Here is a 14,858-nt window from a genome sequence, read left to right on the forward strand (position 1 = left end):
AGGATCAAACTCTCCAATAAAGTTAGTTTGTCTAGCATCTAAAATAAAAATTGACGTTTCACGTTGTTTGTTTCGTTTAGTTTTCAAAGTTCAACATCGCGTTTCAGCGACCTTTATAATTTAACATTTTGCGTTAAACCTGTCAACAACTTTTTTCTTTCGTTCCTGACGACGCTTATTAATTTACCATATTAATCATTCACAAGTCAACACTTTTAAAAAAAATGCCAAAATAAATTTATTTTGGCATGATATAAAGTTTAATAACCACTAATGCAGCAACACCGGGTAGGCCTAATAAACTTGTAATTGTTGCGGTGCCCAAGTTAATTGGGATATGAAAATCAAAATACGTTCCTACAACATTTACGATAAAAAGTAATGCTACTCCCAAAGTAACATGAAAGAGCGCTTTTCCTATAAAACGCAACGGCTTAGAAGAAACACCAAAAACAAGGAAAATAAAAACTAACGCAAGAATACCAACAATAATAATTGTAGAATTCATTTTTTCCTCCTTATGAATGACCTATACACATTTATTTGTATGGGACAAGACGATAAAAAAGAACGTTTATTATATAACTCCAGTCGTTTCATCTTATTCACCTTAATTCGGCTACACGTTCTTCACAAAAACTATTAATCGATCTTTCCAAACGAATAAAATAAAAAGGCTCTGCTTTTTCAGCAGAACCTTTTACCATTGCTCCATCTTTACAGGACGACGTTTCGCTTCTTTTAGCAAGAAGAAATATTTCGCCTCTGCTATTTTCAAAGAACAAAGTACATCTTGAGATGGTTCAACACTTTGTTCAACCATTCTCTTTTGACGTAACCATTCATTCTTCACCTTTTCTAATAGTACAATTAGCTTATCATCATACTCTTTACGCAATTTACCCTTTTTTTGAAAGAACATTTTTGTTTCTCCTCTTATACTTCTCTACGACCTTCTAACGCTTTCGACAGTGTCACTTCATCTGCATATTCTAAATCTCCACCAACTGGCAGACCGTGTGCAATACGAGTTACTTTAATACCTGTCGGCTTTAAGAGGCGGGATATATACATCGCTGTAGCTTCCCCTTCAATATTAGGATTTGTTGCTAATATTACTTCTTGTACTGTTTCATCGTGTAGTCGCTTTAGAAGTTGCGGGATATTAATGTCTTCTGGTCCAATTCCCTCCATTGGAGAGATAGCACCACGTAACACATGATATACACCTTGATACTCTTTCATCTTTTCCATCGCGATTACATCTTTCGGTTCTTGCACGACACAAACAACTGATTGATCTCGATGTGAATCGTTACAAATATAACAAGGATCACGGTCAGTAATATGCCCGCACACAGAACAATATGCTAAGTCTCGCTTCGCATTTACAAGTGCTTTTGCAAAACCTAACACATCATCTTCTTTCATATCTAATACGAAAAACGCCAATCGAACCGCTGTTTTCGGTCCGATTCCTGGCAATTTCATAAAACTATCAATTAGTTTTGATATTGGTTCTGGATAATGCATATATCAATATCCTCCTAGAACATTCCACCCGGTAAGTTTAAGCCTTTTGTAAATTTACCCATTGTAGAGTTTGAAAGTTCATCAGCTTTCTTAAGTGCATCGTTTGTTGCAGCTAACACTAAGTCTTGTAACATTTCGATATCTTCTGGATCTACAACTTCTTCTTTCACTTTTACTTCAAGAATTTGCTTATGACCATTTGCAATAACTGTGATCATACCGCCGCCAGCTGTACCTTCAACTGTTTTTTCGCCAAGTTCTTCTTGCGCCTTTGCCATTTCCTTTTGCATCTTTTGCATTTGTTTCATCATGTTATTCATATTTCCCATTCCGCCACGCATCATAATTAATTCCTCCTAATTATTATTACTCTTTTATTTCAATGAGTTCTTGCCCTACTAATTTTACAGCCTCTTCTATGAGAGGATCTTCTTTTTTCTCTGGGCTTTCTTCAGAACTTCCACCTTCACGCTGTAAAAAATCTTCACGGATTTTACCCCATTCACTTTTTGGAATGGCAATCATATTTAATCTTTTACTTAGCAATTCAAATAAAGTTTGTTCCACTGTATCCATAGCCTCTCGATTTTCGCTTGCCATTTTACAGTGAATCTCATATTGGAACGCTAAAACGTAAGTATCATCTGAAGCCGCTACCGGTTCACTATTTTCTAATAAAACAGCAAACGCTACTTTGTTGTATGCTTTGAGTCTTCCTAACAACTCTCCCCATACAGCTTTTAATTGTTCTAAATCTTGACGCTTCGCTTGCTTTAATACTTCATTTACGCGTCCGACAGGTATCTTCATACTTCCTGTCCGTACTGGCTTTGGTGCTGCACGCGTCTCTCTGACTTCCTGCTGCACACCGGCCGGCACACCATTCTTTTTGACTTGTTCTAACTCTTTCTCTAATTGCTGCATCCTGTTCATAATTGCTTGTAAACGATCTGCACCATTTGCTTGCATCATAAACTGTTGACACAGTTGTACCATAACAACTTCTAAGAAAATTCGCGGATGATTTGTCCACTTCATTTCCTGTTGTGCTTTACTAAGAGTATGAATGATCTCATAGATTACTTCCGGCTGCATTTCTTCACTCAACGTCCGGAATTGCTCATCAACCATTACTCGTTCCAACATATGTTCCAATTGTGGTGAAGTTTGATATAAAAGCATATCACGATAATAGTAAATGAAATCCTCCATAAAGCGAACTGGATCTTTCCCTTTACCCATCATCTCATCTATGATACGTAATGCTCTTGATACATCATTTTCACGTATACATTCTACTAAGTTGCCTAAGTATTGCTGAGAAACAGACCCTGTTACAGCTAATACATCTTCTGTTGTAACTGTTTCATCACTATAAGATATTGCCTGATCAATAAGACTGAGCGCATCACGCATACCACCTTCAGCGGCACGTGCAACAATTTGTAATGCCTCATCTTCTACTTGCGTACCTTCATTGTTCACAACTGTCGATAATCTCTCAACAATATCATTTACTGATATCTTTCGAAATTCGAAACGTTGGCAACGCGAAATAATTGTAGGCGGTATCTTATGCGGTTCTGTTGTCGCCAAAATAAAGATAACATGTCCTGGCGGTTCTTCTAACGTTTTTAAAAGCGCATTGAAGGCACCCATGGAAAGCATGTGAACTTCATCAATAATGTATACTTTATATTCTACAGCACTTGGAGCATATTTTACTTTATCTCTAATATCTCGAATTTCATCTACACCGTTATTTGAAGCCGCATCAATTTCTAATACATCTGAAATAGATCCTTGTGTAATCCCCAAACAAGAAGGACATTCATTACAAGGTTCAGCTACCGGAGCATGTTCACAGTTAATTGCTTTTGCAAACACTTTTGCAATTGTCGTTTTTCCTGTTCCCCTCGGCCCAGAAAATAAATAAGCATGTGAAACTTTCTCTTGAAGAAGGGCATTTTGCAACGTTTTTGTCACGTGCTTTTGACCGACTACATCTTCAAACTTTTGCGGTCTCCATGTTCGGTATAACGCTTGGTATGACACGAAAATACGGCCTCCCTCAAAGGTTATTATCTCATTTATTATAACCCATTCTGTTTATAGATTCCAAAAGTTATTTTCTATACAAAAAACCCACCTTAGTATTAAGGTGAGTTTTGTATACATATATAACTGCCGTGCACCTTCTGTCGATTACGTACCATAAGCGTTACTTAAGCAGTTAGCTCGGTTCAGGCACTCCTGCGGCACACGAGAAGACCCGCTTATTGCTGCTTCCTTCCGGACCTGACAAGGTTCACGGGGTCCCGTTGCGCAGGACCCAAACGTCAACACCACTTACTTAAGGCAGGCCTTACAGCAACATAACCTCGAGAAGGGATTCGGCCTCGCTAGAGCGGATTGCGAGTATAGGGCACCGCTACCTCCCCGCTTAGCACGGCAAAGTTAAAACCAATATTCGGTTGCCTTCATTAAAGGCACTATCAGTATAACTTGTTTTTTTATAAAATGCAAATACGTTAATTCTCTTTACTTTTCTCTAATTTCTTAATCGCTTTTCTTTTTTTACGAAGCGCTCTAAAAAAGTTCGTTAACAGCGTACCGCATTCTTCTTCTAATACACCAGCTACTACTTCACATTGATGATTAAAGCGTTCATCCGTTAACAGATTCATCAATGTCCCTGCACATCCACCTTTCGGATCACTCGCACCATATACAACTCGCTTTACTCGTGATAAAACAATTCCACCCGCACACATCGGACAAGGCTCTAATGTTACATATAACGTCGCATCTTCTAAACGCCATGTCCCTAATTTTTTGCACGCCTCATCAATAGCTAACAACTCAGCGTGAGCTATCGATCTTTGCTCAGTCTCCCTTAAATTATGAGCAACACTAATTACTTCACCATCCAACACTATAACTGCCCCAATCGGTACTTCTTGTATTGCCTCTGCTTTTTTAGCCTCTTCTATTGCTAACTGCATAAAATAAATATCTTGATCACGTTCCATAACATAGTCCTTTCATTACAAATAAAGTACACTTATTTCCATTTACTACACATGGGATAACTTTTATAAATTCAATCCACCCTAAGAAAAAAGAGAGGGGATTACATATGAAGAATACTGCCTTACTCATTATCGATATGATTAATGACTTTCAATTTTCACACGGGCCTATCCTAGCCAAAAAATGCGAAATTATAACCAATCCTATTTTACAATTAAAGAGAACAATGAAATCCTTCGGTTGCCCCATCATTTATATTAATGACCATTATCAACTTTGGAGGTCTGATATTGACCAATTGATTACTCATTGTACAAATGAGTATAGTAAAAATATCATTCATAAGATCGCTCCAAATGCTGATGATTACATTTTTATTAAACCACATTACTCTGCTTTTTATGAAACACCTTTAAATTCTTTATTAGGCTATTTAAAAATAGAAAATCTAATATTAACAGGTGTCGCCGGGAATATATGTATCCTCTTTACAGCTAACGATGCTCATATGAGGAATTATACATTGTATGTACCACAGGACTGTATTGCATCTAATGATGATCAGGATAACCTGCATGCTTTAAAAATAATGGAAGCCACATTAAAAGCAAATATAGTACCGTCGTTTCAAATAAAATTTAATTAATACATATATCTATTTTCCAACTTTTTATATCAAATTAACCCGCTCGCTTCCCTCTTGTGCTACAATAATTCTGTTTTTGTGTTTTTAGTAGTCACGGTAAATCACTGATTGAAAGGAGGAAACAGCGTGACCGGAGTACCATTTATCACGGTTGAAGGACCAATCGGTGTTGGAAAAACTTCACTTGCGAAGGAAATTTCAACTCACATGCAACTCCACTTACTGAAAGAGATTGTTGATGAAAACCCCTTTTTAGGAAAGTTCTATGAAGACATCGACGAATGGAGTTTTCAAACAGAGATGTTCTTTCTTTGTAATAGATACAAACAATTAGAAGATATTAACATAAAGTATTTGAATCAAAGGAAGCCAGTAGTAGCGGATTATCATATATTCAAAAATGTAATTTTTGCATCCCGTACATTAAAAGATTCTCAATACGACAAGTACATGCAAATCTATCGTATCCTTACACAAGATATGCCAGTTCCAAATGTTATCGTTTATTTAACAGCTAGCTTAGAAACATTACAAAGGCGAATCGCCATGCGCGGAAGAGAATTCGAAAAAAATATGGATCCAAATTACTTACTACAGCTCACAAAAGATTATGAAACAGCAATGGATGCTTTTAAAAAGGACCATCCAGATATCCCAGTATTGAAATTTAACGGAGACGATATGGATTTTGTAAAAAATCCTGATGATTTAAACGTCATCCTATCTGCCCTTCAAAATACTCTCTTAAAGGAGTCGAAATAATAATGAATTTAAGGCAAAAATATGATATACCAAATGACGCAGTAATCACTATCGCTGGAACAGTAGGTGTCGGTAAATCCACTATGACAACTGCATTGGCTAACGCTTTAGGGTATCGCACATCATTTGAAAAGGTAGATTCTAATCCGTATTTGGACAAGTTCTATGCTGATTTCACACGCTGGAGCTTTCACTTACAAGTGTATTTTTTAGCAGAACGATTTAAAGAACAAAAAAGAATTTTTGAATACGGTGGCGGTTTTGTTCAAGATCGCTCTATCTATGAAGACACTGGCATTTTTGCAAAAATGCATCACGAAAAAGGTACAATGACAGAAACTGATTATGAAACATATAAAGGTTTATTTGACGCTATGGTCATGACTCCTTACTTCCCACATCCAGATTTATTAATTTACTTAGAAGGTTCTTTCGATGATATTGTTGATCGTATCCAAGAACGTGGACGTCCGATGGAACAGCAGACACCAATCGAGTATTGGAAAGAGATGCATGGGCGTTATGAAAACTGGATTAACAACTTTAATTCATGCCCTGTTTTACGATTAAACATTAATGAATACGATATTTTAAAAGATGGCGATTCCATTGAACCAATCATTAAAAAAATCGGTCATTTTTTAAAACAAACACGTAAACTTGTAAAATAAAAAACCCGTGCATATGCACGGGTTTTTCTATTAAATTACTTTTTCTTTGTTGGAGCAATAATTTCACTCTCAGGTTTTCCAGCGTTAATACGCTGACGAACAGTACTTGTACTAATATCGTACGCCTCAGCAATCTCTTTAACAGTCATTTCTTTCCCGTTAATTACTGCTGTTAATACTTTACCTGTACGTTTTGGAGCTGCTTCTTTCTTTACAGCTTCTTTTTTAACTTTTTTTGGTGCCTCTACTTTTGTTGTAGTTTGCTTTACATCACAAGTGCAACCACAAAGTTTACGGAATGTATCATCGCTAATAATGCGTGATACATTTGCACCACTGTTTAAAATTCTATTGTTCTTACAGACAGGACATTGTACATAATATAAAGTTTTTCCATCTAAAGGAAACGTTTGTATAATAAGATCCATGTTGACTCCTTTCATATCTATGAAGATAATCATCGGAATATGAGTGTGTAATAAGGACAAAATCGCCTTACACCATACTTTATGATTGGTTTTAAAATAAAAACTCGTTACGTGTGGTAACGAGTTCTCCAATCTCCACTTATATGCGCTGTTGTCAATTATATCTGGAGGAGGTAGAGGGATTCGAACCCCCGCGCGACTCTCGCCGCCTGTCGGTTTTCAAGACCGATCCCTTCAGCCAGACTTGGGTATACCTCCATATTGACATCAAATATAATATCAAAAGAAAAACAGTTAGTCAACCCTACTAAAATAAATTATGAGGAAAGGAAAATTTTACTTTTCCTCTCCTACATCATAGTACTGACAACGCTCATAATTACCAATCACTCATACCGATGAATGTTTATAAATTTACTTAATAACTGTTTTTCCTCCCATATAAGGGCGAAGAACTTCTGGAATTATAATTGTACCATCTTCTTGTTGGTAGTTCTCTAAAATAGCTGCCACCGTACGTCCAATTGCAAGACCAGATCCATTTAATGTATGAACATGTTCTGGTTTGCCGTTTGGCTCACGACGGAAACGGATATTTGCACGTCTCGCTTGGAAAGCCTCGAAATTACTACAAGAAGAGATTTCACGATATGTGCCATAGCTTGGAATCCATACTTCGATATCGTATTTCTTCGCTGCTGTAAATCCTAAATCGCCTGTGCACATGCTCATAACGCGATATGGCAACTCTAATAATTGTAACACGCGTTCTGCATCATTTGTTAGTTTTTCTAACTCTTCATAAGAATCTTCTGGTTTTACGAACTTCACAAGCTCTACTTTATTGAACTGGTGCTGACGAATTAAACCACGTGTATCACGGCCAGCTGAACCTGCTTCAGAACGGAAACAAGAGCTAAACGCAGCATATCTTATAGGCAATTGTTCTTTATTTAAGATCTCATCACGGTGCATATTTGTTACAGGTACTTCAGCTGTTGGAATTAAGAAGTAGTCTTCACTTTCAATACGGAATGCATCTTCTTCAAACTTCGGAAGTTGTCCTGTCCCTGTCATGCTTGCACGGTTTACCATATACGGAGGTAATACTTCTTCATATCCATGCTCATCAGTATGAAGATCAAGCATAAAGCTAATTAAAGCACGCTCTAATCTTGCGCCAGCACCTTTGTAGAATACGAAGCGGCTTCCTGTTACTTTTCCAGCACGTTCAAAATCTAGAATTCCTAAATCTGTAGCAAGATCCCAATGTGGTTTTGGTTCAAAAGCAAATTCCTTCACTTCTCCCCAAGTGCGAGCTACTACATTATCATCCTCTGTTTCACCAACTGGAGCAGATTCGTGCGGAATATTTGGAATAGATAGCATCAATCTTTCTAGATCTTCTTCAACTGTACGAAGTTCGTTATCAAGATCTTTTACTTTTTCTCCAACTTCACGCATTTCTAAAATTAAAGCTTCTGCATCTTTCTTTTCGCGCTTCAATACAGAGATTTGTTGAGATACTTCGTTACGTTTACTTTTTAGTTCCTCTGTTTGAACAAGTAGTTCTCTTCTTCTCGTATCTAATTCTTCAAAGCGACCAAAATCAGTTAAATCTTCGCCTCTATGCTGTAACTTAGCTTTTACTTCTTCAAAATTTGTACGTAAAAATTTAATATCAAGCATTATATACTCCTCCTTTTATTTTATAAAACACAAAAAACTCCCGTCCCTATATAAAGGGACGGGAGTTAACCCGCGTTGCCACCCTAGTTGAAAGCATTACCGCTTTCCTCTCAAGTAGAAATAACGGCTCTTCACCGGGAATGTTTACTAATCATAAAGATATTCCACATTCCATTCCAGGATGGATTCACAAACTGTTTCTATCGATTTCCACCAACCATCGACTCTCTATAAGAAACGACATTTGTTACTACTTCCTATCAACACGCTTATTTTATAAAATTGTTACCATCAATTTACTATAATCTTATACAAGTTGCAAGTTACTTATACAACTTTTTTCATTTTCGCTTCTTTTACCATTTCTACAAAGTATGCTGTTACACGATGGTCATCCGTTAATTCCGGATGGAAAGAAGCAGCTAAAAACGGCCCTTGCCTTACCGCTACCATTCGATCACCATGTGTAGAAAGTACCTCAACATTATCCGCTACATTTACAACATACGGCGCACGAATAAATACGCCAACAAAATCTTCTCCCACACCTTTAATAGAAAGTGCAGCTTCAAAGCTATCTTTTTGACGTCCAAACGCATTGCGCTCAACTGTAATATCCATAGCACCAATATGTGCTTCGTCATAGCCAATAAGTGTTTTTGCGAGAAGAATCATTCCTGCACATGTACCAAACATTGGTTTACCAGATTTCGCAAATGTACGAAGTGGTTCCATGAAAGCATACTTATCAATAAGACGGCGCATAGTTGTACTTTCACCGCCTGGTAAAATAAGACCATCAATCTCTTCAAGTTGTTCTATACGCTTTACAACAACAGCTTCTGCACCACTTGCTTCAACTGATTTTACATGTTCACGAACTGCACCTTGAAGACCTAGTACACCGATTTTCACCATTTTAAAGTTCTCCTTCAATTACCATCCACGCTCTTGCATGCGTTGCTCTGGTAGTAACGTTGAAATTTCAATACCTTTCATCGCATTACCTAATCCTTTAGAAAGGCTTGCAATTAACTCGTAATCCTCATAATGAGTTGTCGCTTCAACGATTGCACGTGCAAATTTCGCTGGATTCTCTGATTTAAAGATACCAGATCCAACAAATACACCATCCGCACCAAGTTGCATCATTAACGCTGCATCTGCTGGTGTTGCTACACCACCTGCTGCAAAGTTTACAACCGGCAAACGACCAAGGCGTTTAATTTCAAGTAGTACTTCATAAGGAGCACCAGTATTTTTTGCATATGTCATTAACTCATCTTCACGTAGACTTGCAACTTGACGGATTTCTGCATTGACTTGACGCATATGACGCACTGCCTCTACAATGTTTCCTGTTCCTGGTTCGCCTTTTGTACGAAGCATAGATGCACCTTCTGCAATACGACGTGCAGCTTCTCCGATATCACGGCAACCACATACAAATGGAACTGTGTAATCACGTTTATTTAAATGGTATACTTCATCGGCAGGAGTTAATACTTCACTCTCATCGATATAGTCTACCCCTAATGATTCTAATACACGTGCTTCTACAAGGTGACCGATACGGCATTTTGCCATAACCGGAATTGACACTGCACCCATAACTTCTTCAACAATTGTTGGGTCTGCCATACGAGAAACGCCACCTGCTGCACGAATATCTGCTGGTACACGCTCTAATGCCATAACGGCAACTGCGCCTGCCTCTTCTGCAATTTTTGCTTGTTCAGCGTTAATTACGTCCATAATAACGCCGCCTTTTTGCATTTCTGCCATTCCACGTTTTACACGTTCTGTCCCTGTTACATTTGTCATGTTACAAAAACCCCCCTAGGTGAATTGCTTTTCCCCGTTAAAGGCGAAAATTAAGAATACTCTTACATTCTACCACTAACTATCAGATGCTTGTCTACTACTTTTTCATAAAGTCGGTATGAAAAATAGGAATAAAGAAAAGCCCCTACAATGAGGAGCTTTTAAAACCAACCTTTTACTGTATCAACAGCACTATTCCATATACCACTAAAGAAAGAACCAATTCCGCGCATAGCACGAGTAAACCAGTTTGCTTCTTCTACTTCAGCTGTTGTTACAAGATCCACTTGTAACGACTTACCAGTTAAAAACCCAGGATCGTTTGTATCTTTTGGCGTAATTACCATTTGACCAAGCGCAGCTCCCTTTTTAATAGGTGCCTCTTGTCCCTTACTTGATTCTTTTAATTCTGTTTTATAAACATCTTTACTTCCTTTTGGTACTGGAAGTGAAATGGCTTGTTTCGTTTGAACTGCTACATCTTTGTCTTTCGCATTTTCTACTCGTACTGTTTCTTGTCCTTTTACTGAAGAACCTTTTTTATACATTTGTTTCATTTCAAAGTTAGCAAATCCATAATCATATAGCTTCTTTGTTTCATCAAAACGTGCTGTATGAGAACTTGTTTTAATCACTACAGAAATAAAACGCATACCGTTTCTTTCAACCGTACCAGTGAAGCAATCTCCCGCTTCTGGAGTTGAGCCTGTTTTTAGGCCATCTACGCCATCATATTCTTTAACTAAGCCCTTTAACATCCAGTTCCAGTTCGACATTGCAAACTTCTCTTTTTCTGGACGGAATTCTTTTTTCGGGATTTTTGCTGTATCTAACACTTTTGGATAATCTTTAATTAAATGTTGTGCTAAAGTTGCAACATCCTTTGCAGACATTTTATTTTCTTCATCCGCTGTTGTTCCTTCTGGATGCATTCCCTTTAAATCTTTATTCGTTAAACCTGTAGAATTGACAAATTTATAATTTTTCAACCCTAATTCTTTCGATTTATCATTCATCATTTTTACGAAATCTACTTCTTTACCTGCAATTGCTTCTGCTAATGCAATCGTTGCACCATTTGCAGAGAAGATTGCCATTGCCTCGTATAACTCTTTTACTGTATAAGAGCCACCATTTTCTAATGCCACATTTGATAATGAAGCATCCTGTGAAACCTTATACGCATATTCAGAAACCTTAATTTTCTGATCCCACTTAAGCTTTCCTTTATCCACTGCTTCGTGAACTAAATACTCGCTCATCATCTTCGTCATACTAGCAATGGATAATAATTCATCAGCATTCTTTTGATATACAATTTTTCCAGAATTCGCTTCAACTAAAATTGCCGCACCTGCTTCAATATTTAAAGCAGCTCCTGTTTCAGCTGATGCATTGCTATATGGTAACAACATACTACAAGCTAGTGTAAGCATTGTTACTAGTGCAATGAATCTTTTGCAAAACATACCTTTCACTTTTGCTACCCCCAATATCTATGTACTCACATAACCGTTATTCTAACATAATCAAAAAAAAATAGACAGAGATATAAAATCTCCGTCTATTTATATATAAGACATTATAATGAGTAGTTTGGAGCCTCTTTTGTAATTTGTACATGATGAGGATGACTTTCAAGTAAACCAGCACCTGACATACGAACAAATTGTGCATTCTCACGTAAGAATTCTAAATCTTGTGCTCCGCAATATCCCATACCTGCACGTAATCCACCAACTAATTGATGAACCGTATCTGCTAAAGGTCCTTTATATGGTACTCGTCCTTCAATACCTTCTGGAACAAGTTTTTTATTTCCTTCTTGGAAATAACGATCTTTACTTCCTTTTTCCATCGCTCCGACAGAACCCATACCACGATATACTTTAAATTGGCGACCTTGATAAATTTCAGTTTCACCAGGACTTTCAGCAACACCAGCAAACATACTACCTAGCATAACAACATGTGCTCCTGCTGCTAAAGCTTTAACCATATCACCAGAGTACTTAATACCACCGTCAGCGATAACTGGGATACCGTGTTTACGAGCTTCTGTTGCACAATCATAAACTGCTGTTAATTGTGGTACACCAACCCCAGCTACAACACGTGTTGTACAGATAGAGCCTGGTCCAATACCAACTTTAACTACGTTTGCCCCTGCTTCGATTAATGCTCTTGTTGCTTCAGCAGTAGCAACATTTCCAGCGATAATATTTAATGATGGATACTTTGCACGAACTTCTTTTACTTTATCAATAACGCCTTGAGAATGTCCATGGGCTGTATCAAGTACGATTGCATCTACGCTAGCTTTTACTAATGCGTCAATGCGAGTCATAGCATCAGCCGTTACACCAACTGCTGCTCCAACTAATAAGCGCCCTTGCTTATCTTTCGCAGAATTTGGGAATTCAATTACTTTTTCAATATCTTTTATTGTAATAAGCCCTTGTAATACACCGTTGTTATCAACAAGAGGGAGTTTTTCAATTTTATACTTTTGTAGGATCTTTTCAGCCTCATCTAGCGTTGTACCAACTGGAGCTGTAATTAGCTGTTCTTTTGTCATTACGTCGGAAATTTTGATTGAGTAGTCTTGGATAAAACGCATATCACGGTTTGTAATAATACCAACTAATTTTCGCTCGTCTAAATTATTTACAACCGGTACACCTGAGATACGATATTTCCCCATAAGGTGCTCTGCATCATACACTTGATGTTCTGGAGTTAAAAAGAAAGGATCTGAAATAACACCACTTTCAGAACGTTTTACTTTATCAACCTGCTCGGCTTGTTGTTCAATAGACATATTTTTATGAATAATTCCTAAACCGCCTTGACGAGCCATTGCAATAGCCATATCCGCTTCTGTTACTGTATCCATTCCTGCACTAATTAACGGGATGTTTAACTGTAAGCTTTCAGATAAAACTGTTTTAACACTTACTTCTCTTGGTAGTACATCTGACTTTGCTGGTACAAGTAATACGTCATCAAAAGTCAAACCTTCTTTAACAAATTTAGATTCCCACATAATTGTTCCCCCCATGATACCAGAAATTATTATTAGTAGCTTATCAATTGGTTAAAATACTGTCAAGGACGTATATATATGTTAGAATTTTTAGACAATAAAAGGAGCGTAATATATGCATCAAACACATTGTACTTGGCAGCAACTAAGTTTCTTCTTTTCATCTCAAAATGTACAACGTTATCTTGCCCGTTGTTATGAAAAATCCTCAATACAAAATGCCGAAAAAAAAGGTTTTGAAAATTGTTATCCTTTTATTTATTATTTAGAACACGGGAAAAATTATTACGAATTATATAAGGTAGCTCCCTTTTCGATTCAGCCAATGTTATTGTTTTATGGAATGAGCCAACTTTTTAAAGCATGCTTATTAACTATTGATCCAAACTATCCTGAATCCACTACTGTTTTAGCTCATGGCGTTACGACTCGTAAGCGGAAAAAACAGGGATATCAATTTTTAGAAGATGAGGTAAAGGTACAAAAAAATGGACTATTTACTCATGTTGCAGAACAGCTGTTTCACATGAAACACTTAGAATCAGAGAAGTTTAACATGTTGGATTTAATGGGGAATATTCCTGAATTACAAAATTTATTTCGCTATAGTCAGCGAGGTTCCACTTTATATAAAATTGATTCAACAAATGCAAATGAACTTTCCTTTTCAGTCAATATACTAGATCGACTTCATATGACTTCAGAAAGATTTTCACGTTATATTGAATCAATTTGTAAGCACTTATCCGTGCAACATGTCCCCGGGAAAACGAGCGCATCCAATTTACTTTTTACAGCTCCTATCCAATCGTGGAATCCTATATATAGTACGCCTTTATACTACGAATATCTCGCTGATACTTATTACTTACCACTCACAACTGACCCTAGAAATCCTACACCCGTATTGCCTGAACTTCTCGTTCATTATTTATTGCTCTACAATTTAAGTATGATTTCTAGATACGAAACAGATTGGTGGTATGATTTACTTGGAAGCTATGGCTCTGAAGATTACCCATTTATTTATCAATTTCTTACTATTTCTGCTCAAAAAATTCCTTACTATATTTCGAATTTTTTACTAACAGAACCGAACCTATTTCATGGGAAATAAAAAAACACAAGTCAAAAGACTTGTGTTTTTAGTTGCTTGGCGACGTCCTACTCTCACAGGGACAAGGTCCCAACTACCATCGGCGCTAGAGAGCTTAACTTCCGTGTTC

Annotated in this window: 16 protein-coding genes, 1 tRNA gene, 1 other RNA gene and 1 other annotated feature; of the genes, 4 read left to right on the forward strand and 14 right to left on the reverse strand. The window is 37.2% G+C overall.

What is annotated here, in order from left to right; genetic code table 11:
- Positions 1 to 238: 238 nt before the first annotated feature.
- The 7 genes from ACTFSI_RS27465 to tadA all read right to left on the reverse strand — a co-directional run bounded on the left by ACTFSI_RS27465 (position 239) and on the right by tadA (position 4,565).
- Complete coding sequence (locus ACTFSI_RS27465) at positions 239 to 508, reverse strand: pro-sigmaK processing inhibitor BofA family protein (RefSeq protein WP_001089262.1); 270 nt, start codon at positions 506 to 508, stop codon at positions 239 to 241.
- Positions 509 to 700: 192 nt separating this feature from the next.
- The gene (locus ACTFSI_RS27470; protein WP_000466020.1) at positions 701 to 922 is read right to left on the reverse strand and encodes a YaaL family protein; all 222 of its coding nucleotides are present in this window, start codon (positions 920 to 922) and stop codon (positions 701 to 703) included.
- Positions 923 to 936: 14 nt separating this feature from the next.
- A complete protein-coding gene (gene recR / locus ACTFSI_RS27475) occupies positions 937 to 1,533 on the reverse strand; it encodes a recombination protein RecR (protein ID WP_000559169.1) in 597 nt (198 codons plus the stop codon).
- 14 nt (positions 1,534 to 1,547) lie between these two features.
- On the reverse strand, positions 1,548 to 1,874 hold the full coding sequence (locus ACTFSI_RS27480) for a YbaB/EbfC family nucleoid-associated protein (protein WP_001996460.1): 327 nt from the start codon (positions 1,872 to 1,874) through the stop codon (positions 1,548 to 1,550).
- Positions 1,875 to 1,899: 25 nt separating this feature from the next.
- The gene (dnaX, locus tag ACTFSI_RS27485; protein ID WP_000121557.1) at positions 1,900 to 3,588 is read right to left on the reverse strand and encodes a DNA polymerase III subunit gamma/tau; all 1,689 of its coding nucleotides are present in this window, start codon (positions 3,586 to 3,588) and stop codon (positions 1,900 to 1,902) included.
- A gap of 132 nt (positions 3,589 to 3,720) precedes the next feature.
- Positions 3,721 to 3,985, reverse strand: an RNA gene (ffs, locus tag ACTFSI_RS27490) — signal recognition particle sRNA large type.
- 79 nt (positions 3,986 to 4,064) lie between these two features.
- A complete protein-coding gene (tadA, locus tag ACTFSI_RS27495; protein WP_000439009.1) occupies positions 4,065 to 4,565 on the reverse strand; it encodes a tRNA adenosine(34) deaminase TadA in 501 nt (166 codons plus the stop codon).
- A gap of 107 nt (positions 4,566 to 4,672) precedes the next feature.
- Here tadA and ACTFSI_RS27500 point away from each other — a divergent pair, with 107 nt between their 5' ends.
- The 3 genes from ACTFSI_RS27500 to ACTFSI_RS27510 all read left to right on the forward strand — a co-directional run bounded on the left by ACTFSI_RS27500 (position 4,673) and on the right by ACTFSI_RS27510 (position 6,645).
- The gene (locus ACTFSI_RS27500) at positions 4,673 to 5,212 is read left to right on the forward strand and encodes an isochorismatase family cysteine hydrolase (RefSeq protein ID WP_000798716.1); all 540 of its coding nucleotides are present in this window, start codon (positions 4,673 to 4,675) and stop codon (positions 5,210 to 5,212) included.
- Between the two features lie 126 nt (positions 5,213 to 5,338).
- The gene (locus ACTFSI_RS27505; protein WP_000148227.1) at positions 5,339 to 5,974 is read left to right on the forward strand and encodes a deoxynucleoside kinase; all 636 of its coding nucleotides are present in this window, start codon (positions 5,339 to 5,341) and stop codon (positions 5,972 to 5,974) included.
- Between the two features lie 2 nt (positions 5,975 to 5,976).
- Positions 5,977 to 6,645, forward strand: coding sequence for a deoxynucleoside kinase (locus ACTFSI_RS27510; RefSeq protein WP_001053585.1), 669 nt, complete (start codon positions 5,977 to 5,979; stop codon positions 6,643 to 6,645).
- Between the two features lie 35 nt (positions 6,646 to 6,680).
- Here the strand turns inward: ACTFSI_RS27510 and ACTFSI_RS27515 are convergent, their stop codons facing one another.
- From ACTFSI_RS27515 to guaB, 7 genes are all read right to left on the reverse strand, one after another.
- On the reverse strand, positions 6,681 to 7,073 hold the full coding sequence (locus ACTFSI_RS27515; RefSeq protein ID WP_440045786.1) for a DUF3797 domain-containing protein: 393 nt from the start codon (positions 7,071 to 7,073) through the stop codon (positions 6,681 to 6,683).
- A gap of 165 nt (positions 7,074 to 7,238) precedes the next feature.
- A tRNA-Ser gene (locus tag ACTFSI_RS27520) sits at positions 7,239 to 7,331 on the reverse strand.
- Between the two features lie 156 nt (positions 7,332 to 7,487).
- Complete coding sequence (gene serS / locus ACTFSI_RS27525; protein WP_000884181.1) at positions 7,488 to 8,762, reverse strand: serine--tRNA ligase; 1,275 nt, start codon at positions 8,760 to 8,762, stop codon at positions 7,488 to 7,490.
- A gap of 51 nt (positions 8,763 to 8,813) precedes the next feature.
- Positions 8,814 to 9,035 (reverse strand) — a binding site (T-box leader).
- A 54-nt stretch (positions 9,036 to 9,089) separates the two neighbouring features.
- Positions 9,090 to 9,680 (reverse strand): pyridoxal 5'-phosphate synthase glutaminase subunit PdxT, encoded by a 591-nt coding sequence (gene pdxT / locus ACTFSI_RS27530; RefSeq protein WP_000238781.1) that lies wholly within the window; start codon positions 9,678 to 9,680, stop codon positions 9,090 to 9,092.
- Positions 9,681 to 9,698: 18 nt separating this feature from the next.
- Positions 9,699 to 10,586 (reverse strand): pyridoxal 5'-phosphate synthase lyase subunit PdxS, encoded by an 888-nt coding sequence (gene pdxS, locus ACTFSI_RS27535; RefSeq protein WP_000186156.1) that lies wholly within the window; start codon positions 10,584 to 10,586, stop codon positions 9,699 to 9,701.
- A 161-nt stretch (positions 10,587 to 10,747) separates the two neighbouring features.
- Positions 10,748 to 12,055 carry a D-alanyl-D-alanine carboxypeptidase DacA gene (gene dacA / locus ACTFSI_RS27540; protein ID WP_012644137.1) on the reverse strand — a complete coding sequence of 436 codons (1,308 nt, stop codon included), beginning with the start codon at positions 12,053 to 12,055 and terminating at the stop codon, positions 10,748 to 10,750.
- Positions 12,056 to 12,168: 113 nt separating this feature from the next.
- The gene (gene guaB, locus ACTFSI_RS27545) at positions 12,169 to 13,632 is read right to left on the reverse strand and encodes an IMP dehydrogenase (protein WP_000264079.1); all 1,464 of its coding nucleotides are present in this window, start codon (positions 13,630 to 13,632) and stop codon (positions 12,169 to 12,171) included.
- 115 nt (positions 13,633 to 13,747) lie between these two features.
- Here guaB and ACTFSI_RS27550 point away from each other — a divergent pair, with 115 nt between their 5' ends.
- Positions 13,748 to 14,749 carry a YaaC family protein gene (locus tag ACTFSI_RS27550; RefSeq protein WP_000554269.1) on the forward strand — a complete coding sequence of 334 codons (1,002 nt, stop codon included), beginning with the start codon at positions 13,748 to 13,750 and terminating at the stop codon, positions 14,747 to 14,749.
- Positions 14,750 to 14,858: the final 109 nt, after the last annotated feature.

Source organism: Bacillus cereus group sp. MYBK101-2, from assembly GCF_051918845.1.
Classification (GTDB): Bacteria; Bacillota; Bacilli; order Bacillales; family Bacillaceae_G; genus Bacillus_A; species Bacillus_A paranthracis.